At 43.2% G+C, this 16,653-nt stretch carries 19 protein-coding genes; 12 read left to right on the top strand and 7 right to left on the bottom strand.

Annotated elements, in window-relative coordinates; all coding sequences use genetic code 11:
- Nucleotides 1–128: 128 nt before the first annotated feature.
- The 3 genes from DVG78_RS29915 to DVG78_RS17785 form a co-directional block, all read right to left on the bottom strand.
- A complete protein-coding gene (locus DVG78_RS29915) occupies nt 129–347 on the bottom strand; it encodes a hypothetical protein (protein ID WP_147277111.1) in 219 nt (72 codons plus the stop codon).
- 11 nt (nt 348–358) lie between these two features.
- Nucleotides 359–808, bottom strand: a complete 450-nt coding sequence (locus DVG78_RS17790) for a hypothetical protein (protein ID WP_147277110.1) — start codon at nt 806–808, stop codon at nt 359–361.
- An 89-nt stretch (nt 809–897) separates the two neighbouring features.
- Nucleotides 898–1,461, bottom strand: coding sequence for an RNA polymerase sigma factor (locus tag DVG78_RS17785; protein WP_158550046.1), 564 nt, complete (start codon nt 1,459–1,461; stop codon nt 898–900).
- A 120-nt stretch (nt 1,462–1,581) separates the two neighbouring features.
- Here DVG78_RS17785 and gatC point away from each other — a divergent pair, with 120 nt between their 5' ends.
- The 8 genes from gatC (at nt 1,582) to rlmB (ending at nt 6,543) form a co-directional block, all read left to right on the top strand.
- Nucleotides 1,582–1,869, top strand: a complete 288-nt coding sequence (gene gatC, locus DVG78_RS17780) for an Asp-tRNA(Asn)/Glu-tRNA(Gln) amidotransferase subunit GatC (RefSeq protein WP_114462400.1) — start codon at nt 1,582–1,584, stop codon at nt 1,867–1,869.
- A gap of 39 nt (nt 1,870–1,908) precedes the next feature.
- The gene (locus DVG78_RS17775) at nt 1,909–2,142 is read left to right on the top strand and encodes a hypothetical protein (protein WP_114462399.1); all 234 of its coding nucleotides are present in this window, start codon (nt 1,909–1,911) and stop codon (nt 2,140–2,142) included.
- A gap of 182 nt (nt 2,143–2,324) precedes the next feature.
- On the top strand, nt 2,325–2,687 hold the full coding sequence (locus tag DVG78_RS17770) for a hypothetical protein (protein WP_114462398.1): 363 nt from the start codon (nt 2,325–2,327) through the stop codon (nt 2,685–2,687).
- Nucleotides 2,688–3,009: 322 nt separating this feature from the next.
- Nucleotides 3,010–3,825, top strand: a complete 816-nt coding sequence (locus DVG78_RS17765) for an Fpg/Nei family DNA glycosylase (RefSeq protein WP_114462397.1) — start codon at nt 3,010–3,012, stop codon at nt 3,823–3,825.
- A gap of 116 nt (nt 3,826–3,941) precedes the next feature.
- Complete coding sequence (gene rplU, locus DVG78_RS17760; protein ID WP_114070322.1) at nt 3,942–4,253, top strand: 50S ribosomal protein L21; 312 nt, start codon at nt 3,942–3,944, stop codon at nt 4,251–4,253.
- A gap of 44 nt (nt 4,254–4,297) precedes the next feature.
- The gene (gene rpmA, locus DVG78_RS17755; RefSeq protein WP_114068013.1) at nt 4,298–4,567 is read left to right on the top strand and encodes a 50S ribosomal protein L27; all 270 of its coding nucleotides are present in this window, start codon (nt 4,298–4,300) and stop codon (nt 4,565–4,567) included.
- A gap of 130 nt (nt 4,568–4,697) precedes the next feature.
- Nucleotides 4,698–5,735: a methyltransferase gene (locus tag DVG78_RS17750; RefSeq protein ID WP_114462396.1), complete on the top strand. Its 1,038-nt coding sequence runs from the start codon at nt 4,698–4,700 to the stop codon at nt 5,733–5,735.
- 4 nt (nt 5,736–5,739) lie between these two features.
- Nucleotides 5,740–6,543: a 23S rRNA (guanosine(2251)-2'-O)-methyltransferase RlmB gene (gene rlmB, locus DVG78_RS17745; protein ID WP_199563271.1), complete on the top strand. Its 804-nt coding sequence runs from the start codon at nt 5,740–5,742 to the stop codon at nt 6,541–6,543.
- 65 nt (nt 6,544–6,608) lie between these two features.
- Here the strand turns inward: rlmB and gmd are convergent, their stop codons facing one another.
- The 3 genes from gmd to DVG78_RS17730 all read right to left on the bottom strand — a co-directional run bounded on the left by gmd (nt 6,609) and on the right by DVG78_RS17730 (nt 10,340).
- Nucleotides 6,609–7,724: a GDP-mannose 4,6-dehydratase gene (gmd, locus tag DVG78_RS17740; RefSeq protein ID WP_114462395.1), complete on the bottom strand. Its 1,116-nt coding sequence runs from the start codon at nt 7,722–7,724 to the stop codon at nt 6,609–6,611.
- Between the two features lie 34 nt (nt 7,725–7,758).
- Nucleotides 7,759–8,292, bottom strand: coding sequence for an SPOR domain-containing protein (locus DVG78_RS17735; RefSeq protein WP_114462394.1), 534 nt, complete (start codon nt 8,290–8,292; stop codon nt 7,759–7,761).
- A 95-nt stretch (nt 8,293–8,387) separates the two neighbouring features.
- Nucleotides 8,388–10,340: a DUF3857 domain-containing protein gene (locus DVG78_RS17730; RefSeq protein WP_114462393.1), complete on the bottom strand. Its 1,953-nt coding sequence runs from the start codon at nt 10,338–10,340 to the stop codon at nt 8,388–8,390.
- 78 nt (nt 10,341–10,418) lie between these two features.
- On the opposite strand from DVG78_RS17730, the gene DVG78_RS17725 reads away from it, so the two are divergent.
- Together DVG78_RS17725 and DVG78_RS17720 are read left to right on the top strand one after the other, a co-directional pair.
- Nucleotides 10,419–11,051, top strand: coding sequence for a TIGR04282 family arsenosugar biosynthesis glycosyltransferase (locus DVG78_RS17725; protein WP_114462392.1), 633 nt, complete (start codon nt 10,419–10,421; stop codon nt 11,049–11,051).
- A 186-nt stretch (nt 11,052–11,237) separates the two neighbouring features.
- A complete protein-coding gene (locus tag DVG78_RS17720; RefSeq protein ID WP_114462391.1) occupies nt 11,238–12,890 on the top strand; it encodes an amino acid permease in 1,653 nt (550 codons plus the stop codon).
- A gap of 224 nt (nt 12,891–13,114) precedes the next feature.
- Here the strand turns inward: DVG78_RS17720 and DVG78_RS17715 are convergent, their stop codons facing one another.
- Complete coding sequence (locus tag DVG78_RS17715; RefSeq protein ID WP_229598263.1) at nt 13,115–13,819, bottom strand: AlbA family DNA-binding domain-containing protein; 705 nt, start codon at nt 13,817–13,819, stop codon at nt 13,115–13,117.
- Between the two features lie 167 nt (nt 13,820–13,986).
- Here DVG78_RS17715 and DVG78_RS17710 point away from each other — a divergent pair, with 167 nt between their 5' ends.
- On the top strand, nt 13,987–14,289 hold the full coding sequence (locus DVG78_RS17710) for a DUF4286 family protein (protein ID WP_114462389.1): 303 nt from the start codon (nt 13,987–13,989) through the stop codon (nt 14,287–14,289).
- A gap of 41 nt (nt 14,290–14,330) precedes the next feature.
- On the top strand, nt 14,331–16,652 hold the full coding sequence (gene pbpC / locus DVG78_RS17705) for a penicillin-binding protein 1C (RefSeq protein ID WP_114462483.1): 2,322 nt from the start codon (nt 14,331–14,333) through the stop codon (nt 16,650–16,652).
- The last annotated feature ends 1 nt before the right edge of the window (nt 16,653 follow it).

Here is a 16,653-nt window from a genome sequence, read left to right as displayed (position 1 = left end):
TTGTTGATACCGGTGGGTTTAAAGTTTCCAAGTTTTTTTGTAACAAAAGCCTGAAAATGTAAGTAGCCGTGCCGTATTTACAAAAATACAATAAACTCCTTAATCCGCACCGTACAAACAGACATAAACTACTCCTTGGGTGATGTAAAATAGGCGATAATGGAATAGACTAACCCCACCAAAATGACCCTAAAAAGCCAATTGATAAGTGTATCGCTCACCGAATGTGAATGTTTATCAACTTCGATAAATGCCAATACACAATAAGCGAGTGTGCATGTCAGTAGCCCCCAGCCAACCAATGAAGACGGTTTAAAAAAGAGCCCTTTTCGAACAAACCAATGCATAATTTTTACGTTTAGTTAGTTTTTTCTATGTGAGGAGTGTCAAGACGATGGATGTTTTTTTCCATCATGTTTTCAGTAATGACATAAAATCCTAGGAATAAGGCGATGCCAAATCCGAGAGCAATCAGGAATAAATTCCAGAAACGTACTTTGATGGTAATAGAAATTTCATTTTGCTCCTTGTCGTAGATGATTTTTAAGAGCGAAAGTAGATTCATTCCTGCGGCAACCAAGGGAAAAAACAGGAAAAGCATCGGTGAAAACCACCATCCATGAGCGCGGTCAAAAACGGAGAGGGTGGCAAAGACGGTATCGATAAAATGTAAATCTACCTTAAAAACATATTTCATGACCACGCAAGCCAAAAAGAAAGACGGCAAAGCCACCAGCCACCAACCAATGGCGGCTGATTTATGGGCGTTGAGAAGCGGGAGTTTCAAATACTCTTGATGCTGAGTCATTACTTCAGGTTTTTTTAGGTTCTGTAATCTTTTTTCAAAATCGTCTTGATTTTCCATAGTCAATTTTCAATACTTATACGGTTGACTGGTTACTCAAATTTTTGGCGTAATTGTTCCAAACCGCGCGATAGTAGGGATTTTACGGTTCCTTCGGGTTTGTCCAAAATGGCACTGATTTCCAAGAGCGTTTTTTCTTCAAAGTATTTCAGTGCAATCACTTCCTGGTATTTGACAGGCAGGGTTTTAAGGTGTTTTTGTACTTCCGTAAAAGCCTCATATTCTTCCATTTGGCGTTCGGTGTCCATCCTTTCTTTTTCAAAAACAGCCATCAATTCACGGTCAGAAAGCATCTCCTCCGAAAGTTGTCCAAACAAATCTGGTCGGTATTTTTGACTTCTGAAAAAGAGATTGATTTCGTTGGTGGCGATTTTGTATAGCCACGCCGAAATGGAATGCCCCTCAAACCGGTATTTTTTTATATTCAAAAAGGCTTTTAAAAACGTTTCGGCTGCTACATCCCTCGCAATGTCATAGTCTCCTACGCGCCGAAAAGCATACCCAAAAATCTTTGGATAGAATACGTCGTAAATTTTCCCAAAGACCTGCGGGTCGTTTGTATCAAATTCTTTAAAGTCGGAGGAGGTAGCTTTCAAACGCAAAACGATTTGAACCTGTAATGCAAAAGAGAAAGAAAGGTTGCAGTTTTTGGTGGAATTTAACACTTATCCACCCAAATTGTGGATAAAATCCTAATTTTGTAAAAAAATTAAGCAATGCAAATCGACAAAGCCACCCTTCACAAGATTGCCAACTTGGCACGTTTGGAAATCACCCCCGAAGAAGAAGCGCCCTTACTCCAAAGTCTGGAAAATGTATTGTCATGGATGGAGCACCTCAATGAACTGGACACGGACAACGTAGCCCCCCTGACGCACATCTCTTCCGAAATCAACGTCATGCGTGAAGATGTGGTTGGAGATCACCTGCCCCGAGAGCAGGGCCTCTACAATGCCCCCTCACAGGATGGAACCTATTTCAGAGTGCCTAAAGTGATCGAATAAGCAGTAATTGGGAAATCAGCAACCCTAAAACCGGTCATTATGAAACAAATAACGTTGAGTGTCCCCGACCGTGAATACACCTTTTTTATCAAGGTGATTAAAGCCTTCAGTTTTGTAAAAATTGAAAAAACAAAAACCGTAAAAGAGTTTGTGCCGACGCCTGAACAAGTGGAATGGGTCGAGGGGCTGAAATCGGCATTGGAAGAAGTGGAAGAACATCAGCAGGGAAAGAAACAATTGAAGAATTTAGATGAACTGATTGATGAGCTTTAAAATTGTTGCTTCCGAGCATTTTGGCAAGCAACTTAAAAAGCTGGCTAAGAAATATCCTTCCATTAAGCAAAATTTGATTTTACTGCGAGAAGAATTGAATCAAAACCCGTTCCAAGGTTCGCCGCTTGGTAAAAATTGCTATAAGGTTCGGATGAGTATTGCTTCCAAAAACCGGAATCAAAATGACAAAAAGAAACACTCTTATAATTCTCGGATTTGTTATAGCTGTTATTGTTATAATAGAGTTAACTATTAACACAATTGGCGGATATAATACCCCTGATCTAGATGAACAGCTTCATGAAATAGTAACAAACAATGAAGGTTTATCAAAGCAAATTGGAACGTTCAGAGCAAGTAATGTTGTAATAAGTAATTTCCTAAATATAGAAAAAGATACAATAACTTTTAATGCTGTTTTTTCTGGTAATAGGGCTAAAATATTTCTAAAGGGAAGAATGAAAAAAAATGAAGATAAATGGAAGATACTGTGCCTGTTTATGATTAGAAACGCCAATGATAGTGTTTCTATTCCACTAACGTAACGATAGTGTGTGATGAGTGTTTAGCAACCTCATAGAATTTAATAATCTCCTCGCTCTATGTCATATTAGGCCAATTAGGCCAACTCTTACAACAGCAAATGCCGTGCATTCAAACATTCAGTACGAACCTGTACTGCTTTAGTAGAGTAATAGCACTAATCTAACCATTACCTGCGTCAAGATTGTCAATGATGTACTGTATCTTCTTTCAGTCTATGACAAAAGCGAGAAGGATTCCTTAGATGAAAAAGAATTGGATATCTTAATCAAAATGGCGGAATTTTGAGTTTGATAGCTATCAATACTTATTGACCGTTATGCCATGCCCGAACTTCCCGAAGTTGAAACCTATCGACGCTATTTTGAAGCCACCTGTCTTCACCAGCCCATCGAGGCCATCGATGTAGAAGACCGAAAACTCCTCACCACCGATTACGCTACGCTTACCGAAACGCTTATTGGCCAGACCTTTGTCAGTACCAAACGTGTCGGAAAAAATCTCTTTATTCATACCAACGGCGGCAGTACGCTTCACATGCACTTTGGCATGACGGGCGATTTGGAGTATTATCATTCGTCGCTCGACCGACCGCGCCATGCGCGGATTCTGTTTATTTTTAAGTCAGGGTTTAATTTGGGGTTTATCTGTCCGCGCAAATTTGAACGCATCGGATTGGTAGAAGGCGTAGATGCTTATCTTAAAAAGAAGAAAATCGCACCCGACGCGCTTGATATAAGTTTAGAGGAATTGACGTACAACATCAGAAAACGCAAGAGTTTTATCAAACCCGTTTTGCTGGATCAAAGTACGGTGGCGGGCATTGGCAACTGGATTGTGGACGAGGTACTATTTCAGGCGAAAATTCATCCTGAAATGTTGAGTAACCAATTGAATGACAATGAAATCGGACGTATTTTCAGTGCTACGCGGTACGTACTCGAAACGGCCATTGAGCACGAAGCCAACTACGGACGTTTTCCCCAACATTTCCTGATTCACTCCCGCGAATGGGACGTATCTCCTTACGAAGACGCGCTGCGTCACAAACGCTGCCCGTGCGATAAAGTAGAAATTGAACACATGCAAGTAGGGGGGCGCACCACGTATTATTGCCCTGAGTGTCAGGTTTTAAGATAAATCGGGAGAAATGTGCGGGATGACCCGATTTTTTTTAGAAATAGCTTGGTAATTTTTCTCGAAACCGCTATTTTTGCACTCCATTTTTGGAAAAAACTGTTTTAATCGAAAATAACATGTACGCAATCGTAGAAATCGCGGGACAGCAATTTAAAGTTGAAGAGGGCCAACAAATCTTTACCAATCGTTTGGAAGGAGATGTGGACGCTGCGCTCGTATTTGAAAAAGTATTGTTGGTGGATAACGAAGGAACCATCAGCATTGGCGCACCGACGGTAACCGGTGCCAGTGTAAAAGCCACAATCGTTGAGCACCTTAAGGGTGAAAAAGTGATTGTTTTCAAGAAAAAACGTCGCAAAGGCTACGTGAAGAAAAACGGTCACCGTCAGTCATTAACGAAAGTGAAAATTGACGCAATCGTCGGCTAATTCCTTAATTAATCGCATCTTAAAATTTTAAAATACCCAAAGAAATGGCACACAAGAAAGGTGTAGGTAGTTCGAAAAACGGTCGTGAATCGGAAAGTAAACGCCTTGGCGTTAAAATCTACGGTGGCCAGCCTGCTACAGCCGGTAACATCATCGTGCGTCAGCGTGGTACTAAATACCACCCAGGCCGCAACGTAGGTGTTGGCCGTGACTATACGTTGTTTGCATTGGCAAACGGTACAGTGAAATTCTCTCGCGGACGTGACAACAAGTCATTCGTTCACATTGAATTGCCTGAACTGGCCGAAGCATAAGCATTTTTACAGAAGAAACTTGGCATAAACCCGTCTGAATTTATTCGGACGGGTTTTTTGCTGAAAAACAATTTTTCTGCTCACCGCACGGGCGGCCCCGTGAAAACTGTTTACTGCCAACTGGTATTATATGCAACTCCGCGTCGCTCCCGAAAATCCGTTGGAATGGTTGGCCCTGAAAACCAATCAGGTGCCCATTCCGCTGTTGCATGTTCAGATGTATTTTATCATGGCCAAAGCCGTGATGGAAGCGGCAGATGCAGGAGTTTTTGACGCCATTTATCAGGGAAAAAATACATCGGAGACGATTGCTGAAGCCTGTCATTTACACCCGCGCCCTACGGCACAATTGCTGACATTGTTGGTGTCGATGGAATATTTGTCGTTTGAGAATGACCAATTTCGGTTAACAACAATGGCCCAAAAATGGATTGTATCCCAAAGTCCACATTCGGTACATGCCATTGCGGTTTACAACAATCGTGTTGCCTGGGATTGGGTGAGCAATTTAGGGAATTACCTTCGCACTGGGCAAGGAATGGAGTCGCATGAGGTATTTGATGAAAAACAATGGCAGCTCTATCAAGACGCTATGCAATCGGTGGCCAAGTCGGAAGTAAGGGAGTTTGAGAAAAGAGTGCCGATTTCTAAAAAAGCCACGCGTTTACTGGATATTGGCGGAGCCAACGGTCAATATGCCGCTACTCTTTGTCGTAAATTGCCTAATCTGGAAGCAGTCATTCTGGATTTGCCCGAAGCCATTGAGAAGTCATCGCTTCCCGCTGATGTTCAGAATCGAATTACATATCAGGCAGGAAACGCGTTGATGGATGATTTGGGAGAAAATCAGTTCGATGCCGTTCTTTTGTCAAACGTGGCTCACCATTTTACGGAGGCGCAAAATCAGGAGTTAACCGCGCGGGTAGCACGTAGTTTGCGCAAAGACGGCATTTTTATTGTCAATGAATTTATCCGTCCTGCTCTGGATAGTACGCCCGAATTAGTGGGTAGTTCAAGCAGTCTATTTTTTGGGCTGACCAGCACGTCTGGAAATTGGACGGTGCAGGAAATTCAGGCCTGGCAACGGGCCGCAGGATTGAAAATATATAAAACGATTCGATATTTTACCATCCCCGGAATGGCGATGGTGATTGCTAAAAAAAGTTAATAAAATGGCATTTGAAAGAAACGAATATCCTAAAAAAAGGACAATTCATACCACAAAACCCGTCGATAAAACGCGGGAGAAAGAACTGGTTTTCGGTACTCAGCCGGTGATTGAAGCACTAAAGGCAGGACAGGAAATTGACAAAATAATTGTGTTTCGGGAGCAAAGTTTTGCCGATATTCTCGAAATGGCCATTGAGCGTGGTATCCCTGTTCAGCGCGTTCCGATGGAAAAGTTGAACCAGATTACGCGCAAAAATCATCAGGGCGTTATTGCCTTTGTATCGGCTATCCGTTATGTATCGCTGCATAATATATTGGCGAGCATTTTTGAAAAAGGCGAAGTGCCATTGTTATTAATGCTAGACCGAATTACGGATGTGCGCAATTTCGGCGCGATTGCCCGTTCGGCAGAGTGCATGGGCGTTCATGCAATTGTCGTTCCGATGCGTGGGGCGGCTCAAATCAATAGCGATGCCATCAAAACTTCCTCGGGCGCGCTGAGTCACTTGCCTGTTTGTCGTGAAAATAATTTGATGGACACCGTACAGTATCTACAAGACAGTGGAGTGCAGGTCATTGCCTGTACCGAAAAAGCCGCCCAGATTTTGACCAATGTCGATTTCACAACCCCCACGGCCATCATCATGGGCTCAGAAGAAGATGGGGTTTCACCTGAACTGATTCGCCGGTCGAATATGAATATCAAAATTCCGATGAAAGGGAAAGTTGCGTCGCTGAATGTATCGGTAGCGGCGGGAATGGTGATTTATGAAGCTGCGAGGCAGCGGATGCAAGAGATTGTTTAAAATAAAAACAGTTCACAGCCAGAGGTTTTCCTAACTGTGAACTGTTTCCCAAAAGCCCAGTCCGTTTATTCAAAATAATTCAACGGACGGTGCCCTTCGCGTTCCAGAATCTGGTCGCGTTTGAATATATCTAAGTCTGCTTCAACCATTTCTTTCACCAAAGCAGGCAAATCATATTTAGGAATCCAGCCTAATTTTGTATTTGCCTTGGTGGGGTCGCCAATGAGCAACTCCACTTCGGTAGGACGGAAATAACGCGGGTCAATCCCCACTACTTCTTTTCCAATCGGCAGTTGATAATCGGGGTTGTTGCATTTAGAAACAATTGCTTTTTCGTCAACGCCTTCGCCCACAAACTCAAGTTCAATGCCTACTTCGTCAAACGCCATACGCACAAAATCGCGGATGCGCGTTGTGACTCCCGTGGCAATTACAAAATCCTCGGGCGTCTCCTGCTGAAGCATCAGCCACATGGCTTCTATATAGTCTTTGGCGTGGCCCCAGTCGCGCTGCGCGTCTAGATTCCCCAAAAACACTTTTTCTTGTAGGCCCAATGCAATCCGGGCTACGGCACGGGTGATTTTACGGGTAACGAACGTCTCACCGCGCAAAGGCGATTCGTGGTTAAATAAAATCCCGTTGACGGCGTACATGTTGTAGGCTTCGCGGTAATTGACCGTTATCCAATATCCGTACAACTTAGCAACGGCATACGGAGAACGTGGGTAAAAAGGAGTGGTTTCTGACTGCGGAACGGCTTGTACCAAACCGTATAGTTCAGAGGTAGAAGCCTGATAAATACGCGTTTTTTGCGTCATACCCAGCAAACGAACGGCCTCCAAAATACGCATAGTACCTAATCCATCCACTTGAGCGGTGTATTCTGGTTCTTCAAAACTCACCCGAACGTGCGACTGTGCCCCAAGGTTATAAATCTCATCGGGCTGAATTTCCTGAATCAAGCGAATGATATTGGTAGAATCAGAAAGGTCGCCGTAGTGAAGAAAAAGACGAACGTCAGTTTCGTGCGGGTCGGCATAAAGGTGGTCAATCCGCTGGGTATTAAATAAAGAACTCCGGCGCTTGATACCGTGTACTTCGTATCCCTTTTGTAGTAAAAATTCGGCCAGATAAGCACCATCTTGACCCGTAATCCCTGTAATTAGTGCGCGTTTTCTCATATAGAATTATTGAACAACGAAACAGCAAACTTAGCTATTTTACCATTAAACTTTTCTTTAAATCAATCTTTTCAGCCAAAATGACCGCACTCTCGTAACGGCTGCGTACCTGTTGCAGATAGCGTTCTGCTTCCAAACGCGTCATAAAATCGCCAATTCTGACGCGATAAGTGGGTTGACTGTAGACCAAGTAGGGGTTTAATTCTGGGAAAGTTTGATAGGTAAACAAGCGCGCATCGTCGGCTTCTTTGCGTGTATTACCCACATAAATTTGGATACGATACCCCGAAGCAAAACGAATGGCACGGTTTTTGGAAGCGATCGTGTCCACCACGGCATCCAATTTACGATTTACGTGCAGTGGCTGGTCCGACAAAACCCGTTTTACTTCGGGTTTTTTGGCCGTTTCGACAGGGGCTGATTCTTTGTATTTTGGCCTTACTGCGGATAAATCCTCGTCGTAATTGCTGTAAGCATCAACGGTGGTGGAGCGTACAGGTTTGGAAGATGCACAACCCATGAAAACAGACCCCGAAATGAGCAGTAAGACAAAAAATTTCAAGTTCATTGTAAGCGATGGAAAAGTGAATGTTTAGGCCCAAAATCGCCCAGAATTGCGCTGGTGTGATTAGAAAACAAAGTTATAGATTCTGGATGATTCTTTTATTTTTTCTCTAATAAGAGCGTCACTTTGTTGAAATCGGCCGCAGCATTGATGATTTTTTGGAAAACATCATACGTTTCAAGTGGTTGTAAAACCTGCTTATAGTACTCATCAATCGTAACGGTCAATAAATTTCCTTCCATCTTATAATCAGACACAAAACCCATGATGGGCTCGGTCTTTCCATCGGTAATAGAACGTTTTAGGCTTTCTAAGCCGCTTACTTTATAACCTTCCGGAATCCGAATCTTCATCACACGTTTGTAAGAGTGGGCATTGCCCATATCAATCGAAAACTGACGGGCGCCTTCGTTGTACATTTCAACCTGTGGCCCAATCAACTCGCCTACTTTAAATAAATACTTTTTACCAGCGCGTTCCAAAACGCTTTTAAGTACCATATCGGTAGATAAAATAAACGGTTTAAATACTTCGTCGCTGTTGAGATTGGTGTTTTTGATTTGGACGTTGGTGTAAGTTACATCGGGCTTGAGTGTCGATTTGATGATTTCATTGGTGAGGCTTTTGCGCTCTTCTTCGGCTTTTACAAAATGATAGTAAGGACGCAATTGTGCCGCCTGATGCCCCGTCATTTGGCGAGTTACTTTCCCCTGAACCTGATCCATAGTGGGAGAAAAAGATACTTCCATGGCCAAGTCATCGTGGTTGTCGGCGATTGTGGAAAAAGGAATCAGCCGAATTTCTCCTTCGGGAATTGTTTCGGTGCCCGCTTTTTTCTTTTTGATAAAGAGCGCGTAGTTTCCTTCCATAAATTGGTCAATCATGCCGTACCGTAGAATAGGACTGCCAGGGTCGAGAAACTTTTTTGTGGTGGGGAAATAGAGTAAATATTCATCCAAAAAACTCCAAGAGTCAAATTCTTTGTCAAAAACTGCACTGGCACGACTGGTTCCTACGACAATCTCATACGGAATATTGAGCGATTCCAACGCCGTGATGTACAGGCGCATCATGCCCGCTTTGGATGCGTATTGTTTTTGTAAAATAGCGGAGGCCGTTTCGGCATCTTCCTCTTCTTTGATTGCAATGTTGGTTTTGGTATAATTTTCAAATTTCTTAATCGCAATTTCTGGCGGAAGTCCTTTGAATTTTTCCTTGACCAATACCGCATCTACGGCCTTTTTAGACTCGTTGAGGCCCGTTCTTAAATAATCAAAAAACGTTTCGGCGGCACTTTGCCACGTATACAGTCGTTCTTCGCCTCGGCTGAGGTTGTACGATAATTTATAATCGGCTCGTACCAAATTGGCCTTTATGTTGGCGTATTTTTCTTCGTGAATGGGTTTTAGATTATTAACCAAAACGGTGGTAGTTCGTTTTTCATTCAAGGTGTCTGTTCCAATGGCAGCGGGTGCATTGTACACTTTGGCTTCAAATTGTAGGTAAGAAGGTGTAATGATTTTCAATTCAGAGGTACGAACGGGAATATCGCTTTGCAGGATTTCGGAGCCAAAAAGTGTGCTGTTACGTCTGAACAGGCTGATGTACTCCAATTCTCCGCCCGCTTCGATGCCTTCAACGGCCAGAATTTTATACACGCGGCCCTGTTCTTCCAATTCTTTCACGGCTTCCAGCCCGACTTCCTTGATTGTGCCGTTTTTGCTGATACTTCGGGCTTTCAGATAAAGAAGGTCGTTGGTATTGGGAACGGGAAGGATGATTTTGTTGTACATTTCAATGGCTTTGGAGTCATTGATACGAATCCGCTTATAAATTCCCTGAATGCAGGAAAACTGCCCCAGCGAATCAAACGTATATTCAATAAAAAGTTGATTTTTGAGTACTACCCCCGACTCACTTTGTTCAGCTTCGGTGAGGGTAGCTAGCGTGGGGTCAACTTTTTGATTGGCAATGATTTTCTTAAAGGCAACGTCTTGGGCGTATGATGTGGCGGTGATCAGGATGAGGGCTATCCAAAGGAAATGTTTCATAAATGCGTATGAACTGCTCAATTGTTCTATTTTTTTATCAATCTTACTATCTTTCTTTCAACTATCCAACCCAAACGAATGATTTGCTCAGTTATTGTTTTTGTTAAAAACCCGATTTTAGGTAAAGTAAAGACGCGGGTGGCGGCTAGTGTAGGCAATGAAAAAGCCGTAGAGGTATACGTGGAGTTGCTTCAACATACCAAAAATGTCATGAAAGAATGGATGGAAGAGGCCGTTGAGTTTACCCAAAAACGGGTTTGTGTTTACTACGGGGATTTTATCAACGACAATGACTTGTGGAATGGCTCTTTTTTTGAGAAGAAACTACAATGTCAAAGCGGTGATTTAGGCGACCGAATGAAAGCGGCATTTGAAACGGAATTGAAAACCGCTGACCGTGTCGTTATTGTAGGAAGTGATTGTTTGGCCATTCGGCCTGAGCATTTATCAAAGGCATTTGTCGCATTAGAAACCCATGAGGTGGTTATCGGCCGTGCCGACGACGGAGGATATTACTTATTGGGAATGAAAAACTTGCATCAAAGTTTGTTTGAAAATAAATCATGGAGTCAGCCCACGCTCTTGCAAGAAACCATCGCCGATTTAGCGCAAACAAGTCAACATAACCCTGATTCTGCGAGTTATTGTCTGCTAGAAACGCTGTCAGATATTGACACGTGGGAGGATTATGTAGCGGCCAAAAATCGGTGAATCAGCTTGGATTAATGAACGTTTTTGTAGGCTGAAAATCCGTTTTATCTTCTCGGTTAACTCTTTAAATGTTATTGATAAAAAAGTGTCTTTTACACCGAAAAATCAGTTTTTGGCGAGATTTGTCGTAATAATTCCTATTTTTACCCGCTTTAAAAGCAAGCTAAACCCTAAACAACACTTCAAATGAACAATTCCCTTTTTCGAAAAAAATCATTAGAGCAAATTCTGAAAAATGCCGAAGCCGAGAGCCATGCCAACGGCGGGATGTCAAAAATCCTTGGGGTTCGTGATTTGGTATCGATGGGAATTGCGGCGGTTATCGGAGCAGGGATTTTTTCGACGATTGGCGCTGCCGCCTATGATGGAGGGCCAGGCGTTATTTTCTTATTTGTGATTACGGCCATTACTTGTGGATTTACGGCCCTGTGTTACGCCGAATTTGCCTCCCGAGTACCCGTATCAGGAAGCGCCTATACCTATTCTTACGTCACCTTTGGCGAAGTGGTGGCTTGGATTATCGGCTGGGCGTTGATTTTAGAGTATGCCATCGGCAATATCGTGGTCGCAATATCGTGGAGTAGTTATTTCGATAATATTTTACAGGGAATTGGAGTCGTCTTGCCGCGTTGGATGGTGACCGATACCACAACAGCCCTTAAACTTTACGAAGCAGCACAGGCAGTAGGTAAGCCGCTCGAAAATCTGGCTTGGACGGCCGCTCCTATGTTGGGAGATACAAGGCTGATCTTTAATTTACCCGCTTTTGTCATTGTAATATTAGTAACGATTCTGGCCTACATCGGCATCAAAGAAAGCAAGAAAAGCGCCAACGCAATGGTAGGGTTAAAGCTTCTTGTGTTGCTGGTAGTGGTAGTAGTTGGGGTATTTTTTATCAATACTGACAACTGGACACCATTCTTTCCTAATGAATTTGGGGGCGTGTTGAAAGGAGTATCAGCGGTATTTTTTGCTTACATTGGCTTTGATGCCATTTCAACTACGGCAGAGGAGTGCGCCAATCCGCAGCGCGATTTACCCCGAGGAATGATTTATTCGTTGATTATTTGTACCGTGATTTACATCGTTATTGCATTGGTCATTACGGGTATGGTCAATTATTCGGAGTTTCAGGGCGTAGCCGATCCGTTGGCGTATGTATTTGATAAGATTGGTCAGCCGAAAGTAGGTTATTTTGTTTCAGTTAGTGCCGTTGTGGCGGCTACGAGTGTATTGTTGGTATTTCAGATAGGTCAGCCGCGTATTTGGATGAGCATGAGCCGCGACGGACTGTTGCCGAAGGCCTTCAGTAAAATTCACCCCAAATACAGTACGCCCTCTTTTGCAACGATTATGACGGGTTTTTTGGTGGCGATTCCCGCGTTATTTATGGATGCTTCTTTGGTAACAGATTTGACAAGTATCGGTACATTGTTTGCGTTTGTGCTGGTGTGTGGTGGGGTTTTGGTGTTGCCAAGAGAAAGCCGTACGGTTAAAAAATCCTTTAGTTTACCCTACATCAACGGTCAATTTATTGTGCCTGTTTTATGGATTGTATTTGCGTTTTTCTCACGAGAAAGAATCTTTGGCGGTTTTTCGCATTTTGGCAATGAACAACACCAAGAATACCTGTTTTTGATTTTTGTATTTCTCTCTTTCGCCTTTTCTGTTTTTAGTTTTCTGCGTAAATGGTCCTTGATTCCCGTGTTGGGAGTGCTTTGTTGTAGCTACTTGATGATTGAAATTCCCGTCAATTCATGGTTTGTATTTTTTGCATGGATGATTGCCGGGCTAATCATTTATTTTGGTTATGGATACCGTAGAAGTAAAATAGCGTAGCGAAAATCAAAAAATAAATTCCCTCAAAAACCAATGATTGAAGGTTTTTGGTAACAAAAAGAGGTGTTTTTTGTTTTTACGGAACAAATTTGGGCGTACGGAAGTTATAAGAGGTACAACCAAGTATTTTTAATTTCGGAGCTTTCCGAAAAAAAATATAATGGTAGAGGTTTAGGTAGTATACAATCCATCATCCTTCCTGAGGGTGATGGATTTTTAGTTAATTAAAACCCTGCCACGGTAAAACGGTCGACCATTTCGTCGGGGTGCACTTCCAACACATTGGCGAGGACCAATAACACGAGGGTTTTGGAAGCTAAATTTCGGGGAATGTTTGCAATGGTAGCAAATACATCGACAGTTACGCTTTGGTGCTGGTCTAAATGCTGCATGAGTTTACGCTCTTTCTCACCGTATCTGAACTGAACATTGCGGTCGTCGCTTTTACGGCGTAAAATCTCCCGCATTTCCCAACTGGCTTGAATAGACTTATCCGCAACGCGTACATAGGCTTTACGCACTTGATTGGTATTTTTTTGGGGAACGTATTTTTTGCGGACAAAGGTCGTATTTACGCGTGGGTGTTCTGCTTCTTGCAATACGTAGTGCGGGCGCCCCTTGCTGGGATACACCGTAAACACAAGCACGTCGCGCTCTTCGCCGACGGGAATGCGGTCAATGGAGTATTCGATGCCAGGGGAGCAGTATTTTTCGATGGCCCGTGTCAGAAGGTACTCGTCTTCGTCGACGTATTTTAGGCCTTTGATAGTGCGGTCATCGCCGATGCCGATGAGGAGGCGCCCGCCGTCAGTATTGGCAAAAGCCACCACTTCTCGGACGATTTTTTCGGGGTGATTGGTTTTGAGTTTAAACTCTACTCGTTTGCCTTCACCCTGTCTGACCAATTCTTTGAGTGCCTTATAGTCCATTGGACAGGTCTTAAAATTGGAGGGACGCTTTAGACTGCCTGAGCAGTTGATAAAGCTACCAGTTTCTCCTGAAATGCCAAAGAAATCAAGATTATTTTTTTGTTGTGACGAATAATCGCTCATTTTTTTAAATATTGCGCTAATTAGAGAACAAAAAAACAATTGATATGATTCTTCACAGTGTTACTGTAAACATAGATAAGACCTTGGAGTTGGAATGGCTGCAATGGATGAAAAACGTTCATATCCCCGAAATTATGGCCACAGGATTGCCGATGGGAAATAAGGTATTAAAGCTGTTGACCGAAATAGACAACGAAGGGACGACCTTTTCGTGTCAGTACTATTTTCAGACCATGGAAGATTATTTTACCTTCGACAAACTCCACGCAAAAGAATTTCAGGATAAACATCACGTACGTTTTCTGAATAGATACGTTTCTTTCCGAACGTTGTTGGAGGAAGTATAATTTTAATTGGGGTAGTAGCGATGTGGAAGGCATTCAAGTTAATGAAAGAAGGTGGCCAAAAATCTTCTAACATACTGAAAAAATGGCTTTGTTCTTCCCGTTTTTGGCTATTGATAACCCCTTTTTTGCTTTTTTTACTGTTAGATGTTGCAATTCCTTTTAAGGTTTCACCGCGCTACTCAACGCTTATTGCTGCTTCAGACGGGACGATTCTGCACGCCTTTCTGAATGATGATGACAAATGGAGACTTTATACGGAGTTGGAGGAAATTACTCCAGTACTTCGGCAAACTATTCTCCAAAAAGAAGACCGTTATTTTTATTATCATCCTGGATTTAACCCCGTCGCCTTAGGACGGGCTTTCCTTAAAAACACAGCGACAGGGCGACGAAGCTCGGGGGCTTCTACAATTACGATGCAGGTGGTGCGTTTGCTGGAGCCTCGACAACGCACGTATTTGAGTAAAGCAATCGAACTTTTCAGGGCGATGCAGTTGGAACTGCATTATTCCAAAGAGGAAATTCTACAATTCTACCTCAATCTGATTCCTTACGGCGGCAATATTGAAGGCATTAAATCGGCGTCATTGCTGTATTTTGGGAAACTGCCGCAGTTACTGAGTTTGGCCGAAATCACAACGTTGACCATCATTCCCAATCGTCCTTCAAGTTTGCGATTGGGCCAAAAAAATGCTTTTATTGTTCAGGAGCGAAACAAATGGCTCCGTCGATTTGAAAAAGCCGCCTTGTTTGATAAACAAGTCATTGACGATGCCGTCAACGAACCCCTGACTGCTTATCGTCGTGAGGCACCCAAGTTGGCTCCTCATTTGGCATTTCGTTTGAAAAAAGAACATAAAAATACGCCTATTATCCGAACCACCATTTTGCCGACCCGGCAGGCACAGGTAGAGCAAATGACCCGAAATTATGTCAATCGACTGCAAAGTATGGATATTCACAATGCGGCAGTCATTTTAGTTAATAATGAAACCATGCGCGTGGAAGCCTACGTAGGCTCGGCTGATTTTAATAATCCGTACGATGGCGGGCAGGTGGATGGTATCAGGGCGGTACGCTCGCCGGGTAGTACCCTAAAGCCCCTGCTCTACGCTATTGCGTTTGACAAAGGAATGATTACGCCCAAGTCGGCCATCAATGATGTGTTGACCAATTTCGGTGGTTTTGAGCCAGAAAACTTTGACCGTCGTTTCAATGGAAAAGTAACGATTGAGTTTGCTTTGGCCAATTCGCTCAATATTCCGGCCGTGAAGGTGTTAAAAGAACTGACTCCGAGTGTTTTGATTGGTTATCTGAAAAAAGCAGATTTTCAAACCGTGAAAAAACAGTCCAAAGACTTGGGGCTTTCCATGATTTTGGGCGGTTGCGGAGTCACGTTGGAAGAGCTGACGCGTCTGTTTACAAGTTTTGCCAATGAAGGAAAAATACACGGTTTAAATTATTCGGCAGATGCCAAAAAATCAAAAGGAGAAGTGCTCATTTCTCCTGAATCGGCGTATTTAATTAACGGGATTTTAACCCAAATTACCCGACCTGATTTGCCCAACAATTTTGATAACACCTACCATCTGCCACGTATTGCGTGGAAAACAGGGACTTCTTACGGTAAAAAAGACGCTTGGAGCATTGGCTACAACCGCCGTTATACGGTTGGGGTTTGGGTGGGAAATTTTTCGGGTGTAGGCGTACCCGAACTCAACGGGGCCAACATTGCCACCCCGCTGTTGTTTGATGTCTTCAACGCCATTGATTATAATTCGCCTACGGGATGGTTCAAGCCGACCACCGATATTACGCGTCGAAAAGTATGCGCCGAAAGTGGTGACTTACCCGCTAAATTTTGCACACATCAGGTCTTGGATTATGCCATTATGGGCATTTCGCCCACGCGCAGATGTCAACATTCGAAATGGGTATTGACCGATAAAAACGCTGAAATTTCGTACTGTACTCAGTGCCTTCCCGACAGCGGCTACGTGCGGAAATTATACCCAAATATGGCCCCCGAATTAATTGCGTACAACGAATTAAATCATATCCCTTTTCAACGAATTCCGCCGCATAATCCGAAATGTACCAGAGTTTTTGAGGTAGGTGCCCCCCTGATTACGAGCCCAAATGATGGGAGTGAATACTTTCTTGAAAATCAGGAGTTACAGTTGGCCTGTCAGGCGGGCAATGACGTGCGGGAAGTCTATTGGTACATCAATGATAAATTGATTCAAAAAGCAAACCCACAGGCTGCTTTGTTTGTAAAGCCCCCTGTGGGTAAGGTAAAAATATCCTGTAGCGACGATAAAGGCCGAAACGTGGACGTATTTATTAAAGTGCTAAGTCGGTAGA

This window comes from Runella aurantiaca (assembly GCF_003339505.1).
Lineage (GTDB): Bacteria > Bacteroidota > Bacteroidia > Cytophagales > Spirosomataceae > Runella > Runella aurantiaca.
This window is presented reverse-complemented; position numbering and strand designations above follow the sequence as displayed.

Coding starts and splice junctions, on each gene's coding strand:
- rplU (WP_114070322.1), top strand. CDS start 3,942: ATGTACGCAATCGTAGAAATCGCGGGACAGCAATTTAAAGTTGAAGAG.
- DVG78_RS17735 (WP_114462394.1), bottom strand. CDS start 8,292: ATGAACTTGAAATTTTTTGTCTTACTGCTCATTTCGGGGTCTGTTTTC.
- DVG78_RS17725 (WP_114462392.1), top strand. CDS start 10,419: ATGATTTGCTCAGTTATTGTTTTTGTTAAAAACCCGATTTTAGGTAAA.
- DVG78_RS17770 (WP_114462398.1), top strand. CDS start 2,325: ATGACAAAAAGAAACACTCTTATAATTCTCGGATTTGTTATAGCTGTT.
- rpmA (WP_114068013.1), top strand. CDS start 4,298: ATGGCACACAAGAAAGGTGTAGGTAGTTCGAAAAACGGTCGTGAATCG.
- DVG78_RS17730 (WP_114462393.1), bottom strand. CDS start 10,340: ATGAAACATTTCCTTTGGATAGCCCTCATCCTGATCACCGCCACATCA.
- DVG78_RS17790 (WP_147277110.1), bottom strand. CDS start 808: ATGACTCAGCATCAAGAGTATTTGAAACTCCCGCTTCTCAACGCCCAT.
- DVG78_RS17715 (WP_229598263.1), bottom strand. CDS start 13,819: ATGGACTATAAGGCACTCAAAGAATTGGTCAGACAGGGTGAAGGCAAA.
- pbpC (WP_114462483.1), top strand. CDS start 14,331: ATGAAAGAAGGTGGCCAAAAATCTTCTAACATACTGAAAAAATGGCTT.
- DVG78_RS17720 (WP_114462391.1), top strand. CDS start 11,238: ATGAACAATTCCCTTTTTCGAAAAAAATCATTAGAGCAAATTCTGAAA.
- DVG78_RS17775 (WP_114462399.1), top strand. CDS start 1,909: ATGAAACAAATAACGTTGAGTGTCCCCGACCGTGAATACACCTTTTTT.
- rlmB (WP_199563271.1), top strand. CDS start 5,740: ATGGCATTTGAAAGAAACGAATATCCTAAAAAAAGGACAATTCATACC.
- DVG78_RS17710 (WP_114462389.1), top strand. CDS start 13,987: ATGATTCTTCACAGTGTTACTGTAAACATAGATAAGACCTTGGAGTTG.
- gmd (WP_114462395.1), bottom strand. CDS start 7,724: ATGAGAAAACGCGCACTAATTACAGGGATTACGGGTCAAGATGGTGCT.
- DVG78_RS29915 (WP_147277111.1), bottom strand. CDS start 347: ATGCATTGGTTTGTTCGAAAAGGGCTCTTTTTTAAACCGTCTTCATTG.
- gatC (WP_114462400.1), top strand. CDS start 1,582: ATGCAAATCGACAAAGCCACCCTTCACAAGATTGCCAACTTGGCACGT.
- DVG78_RS17750 (WP_114462396.1), top strand. CDS start 4,698: ATGCAACTCCGCGTCGCTCCCGAAAATCCGTTGGAATGGTTGGCCCTG.
- DVG78_RS17765 (WP_114462397.1), top strand. CDS start 3,010: ATGCCCGAACTTCCCGAAGTTGAAACCTATCGACGCTATTTTGAAGCC.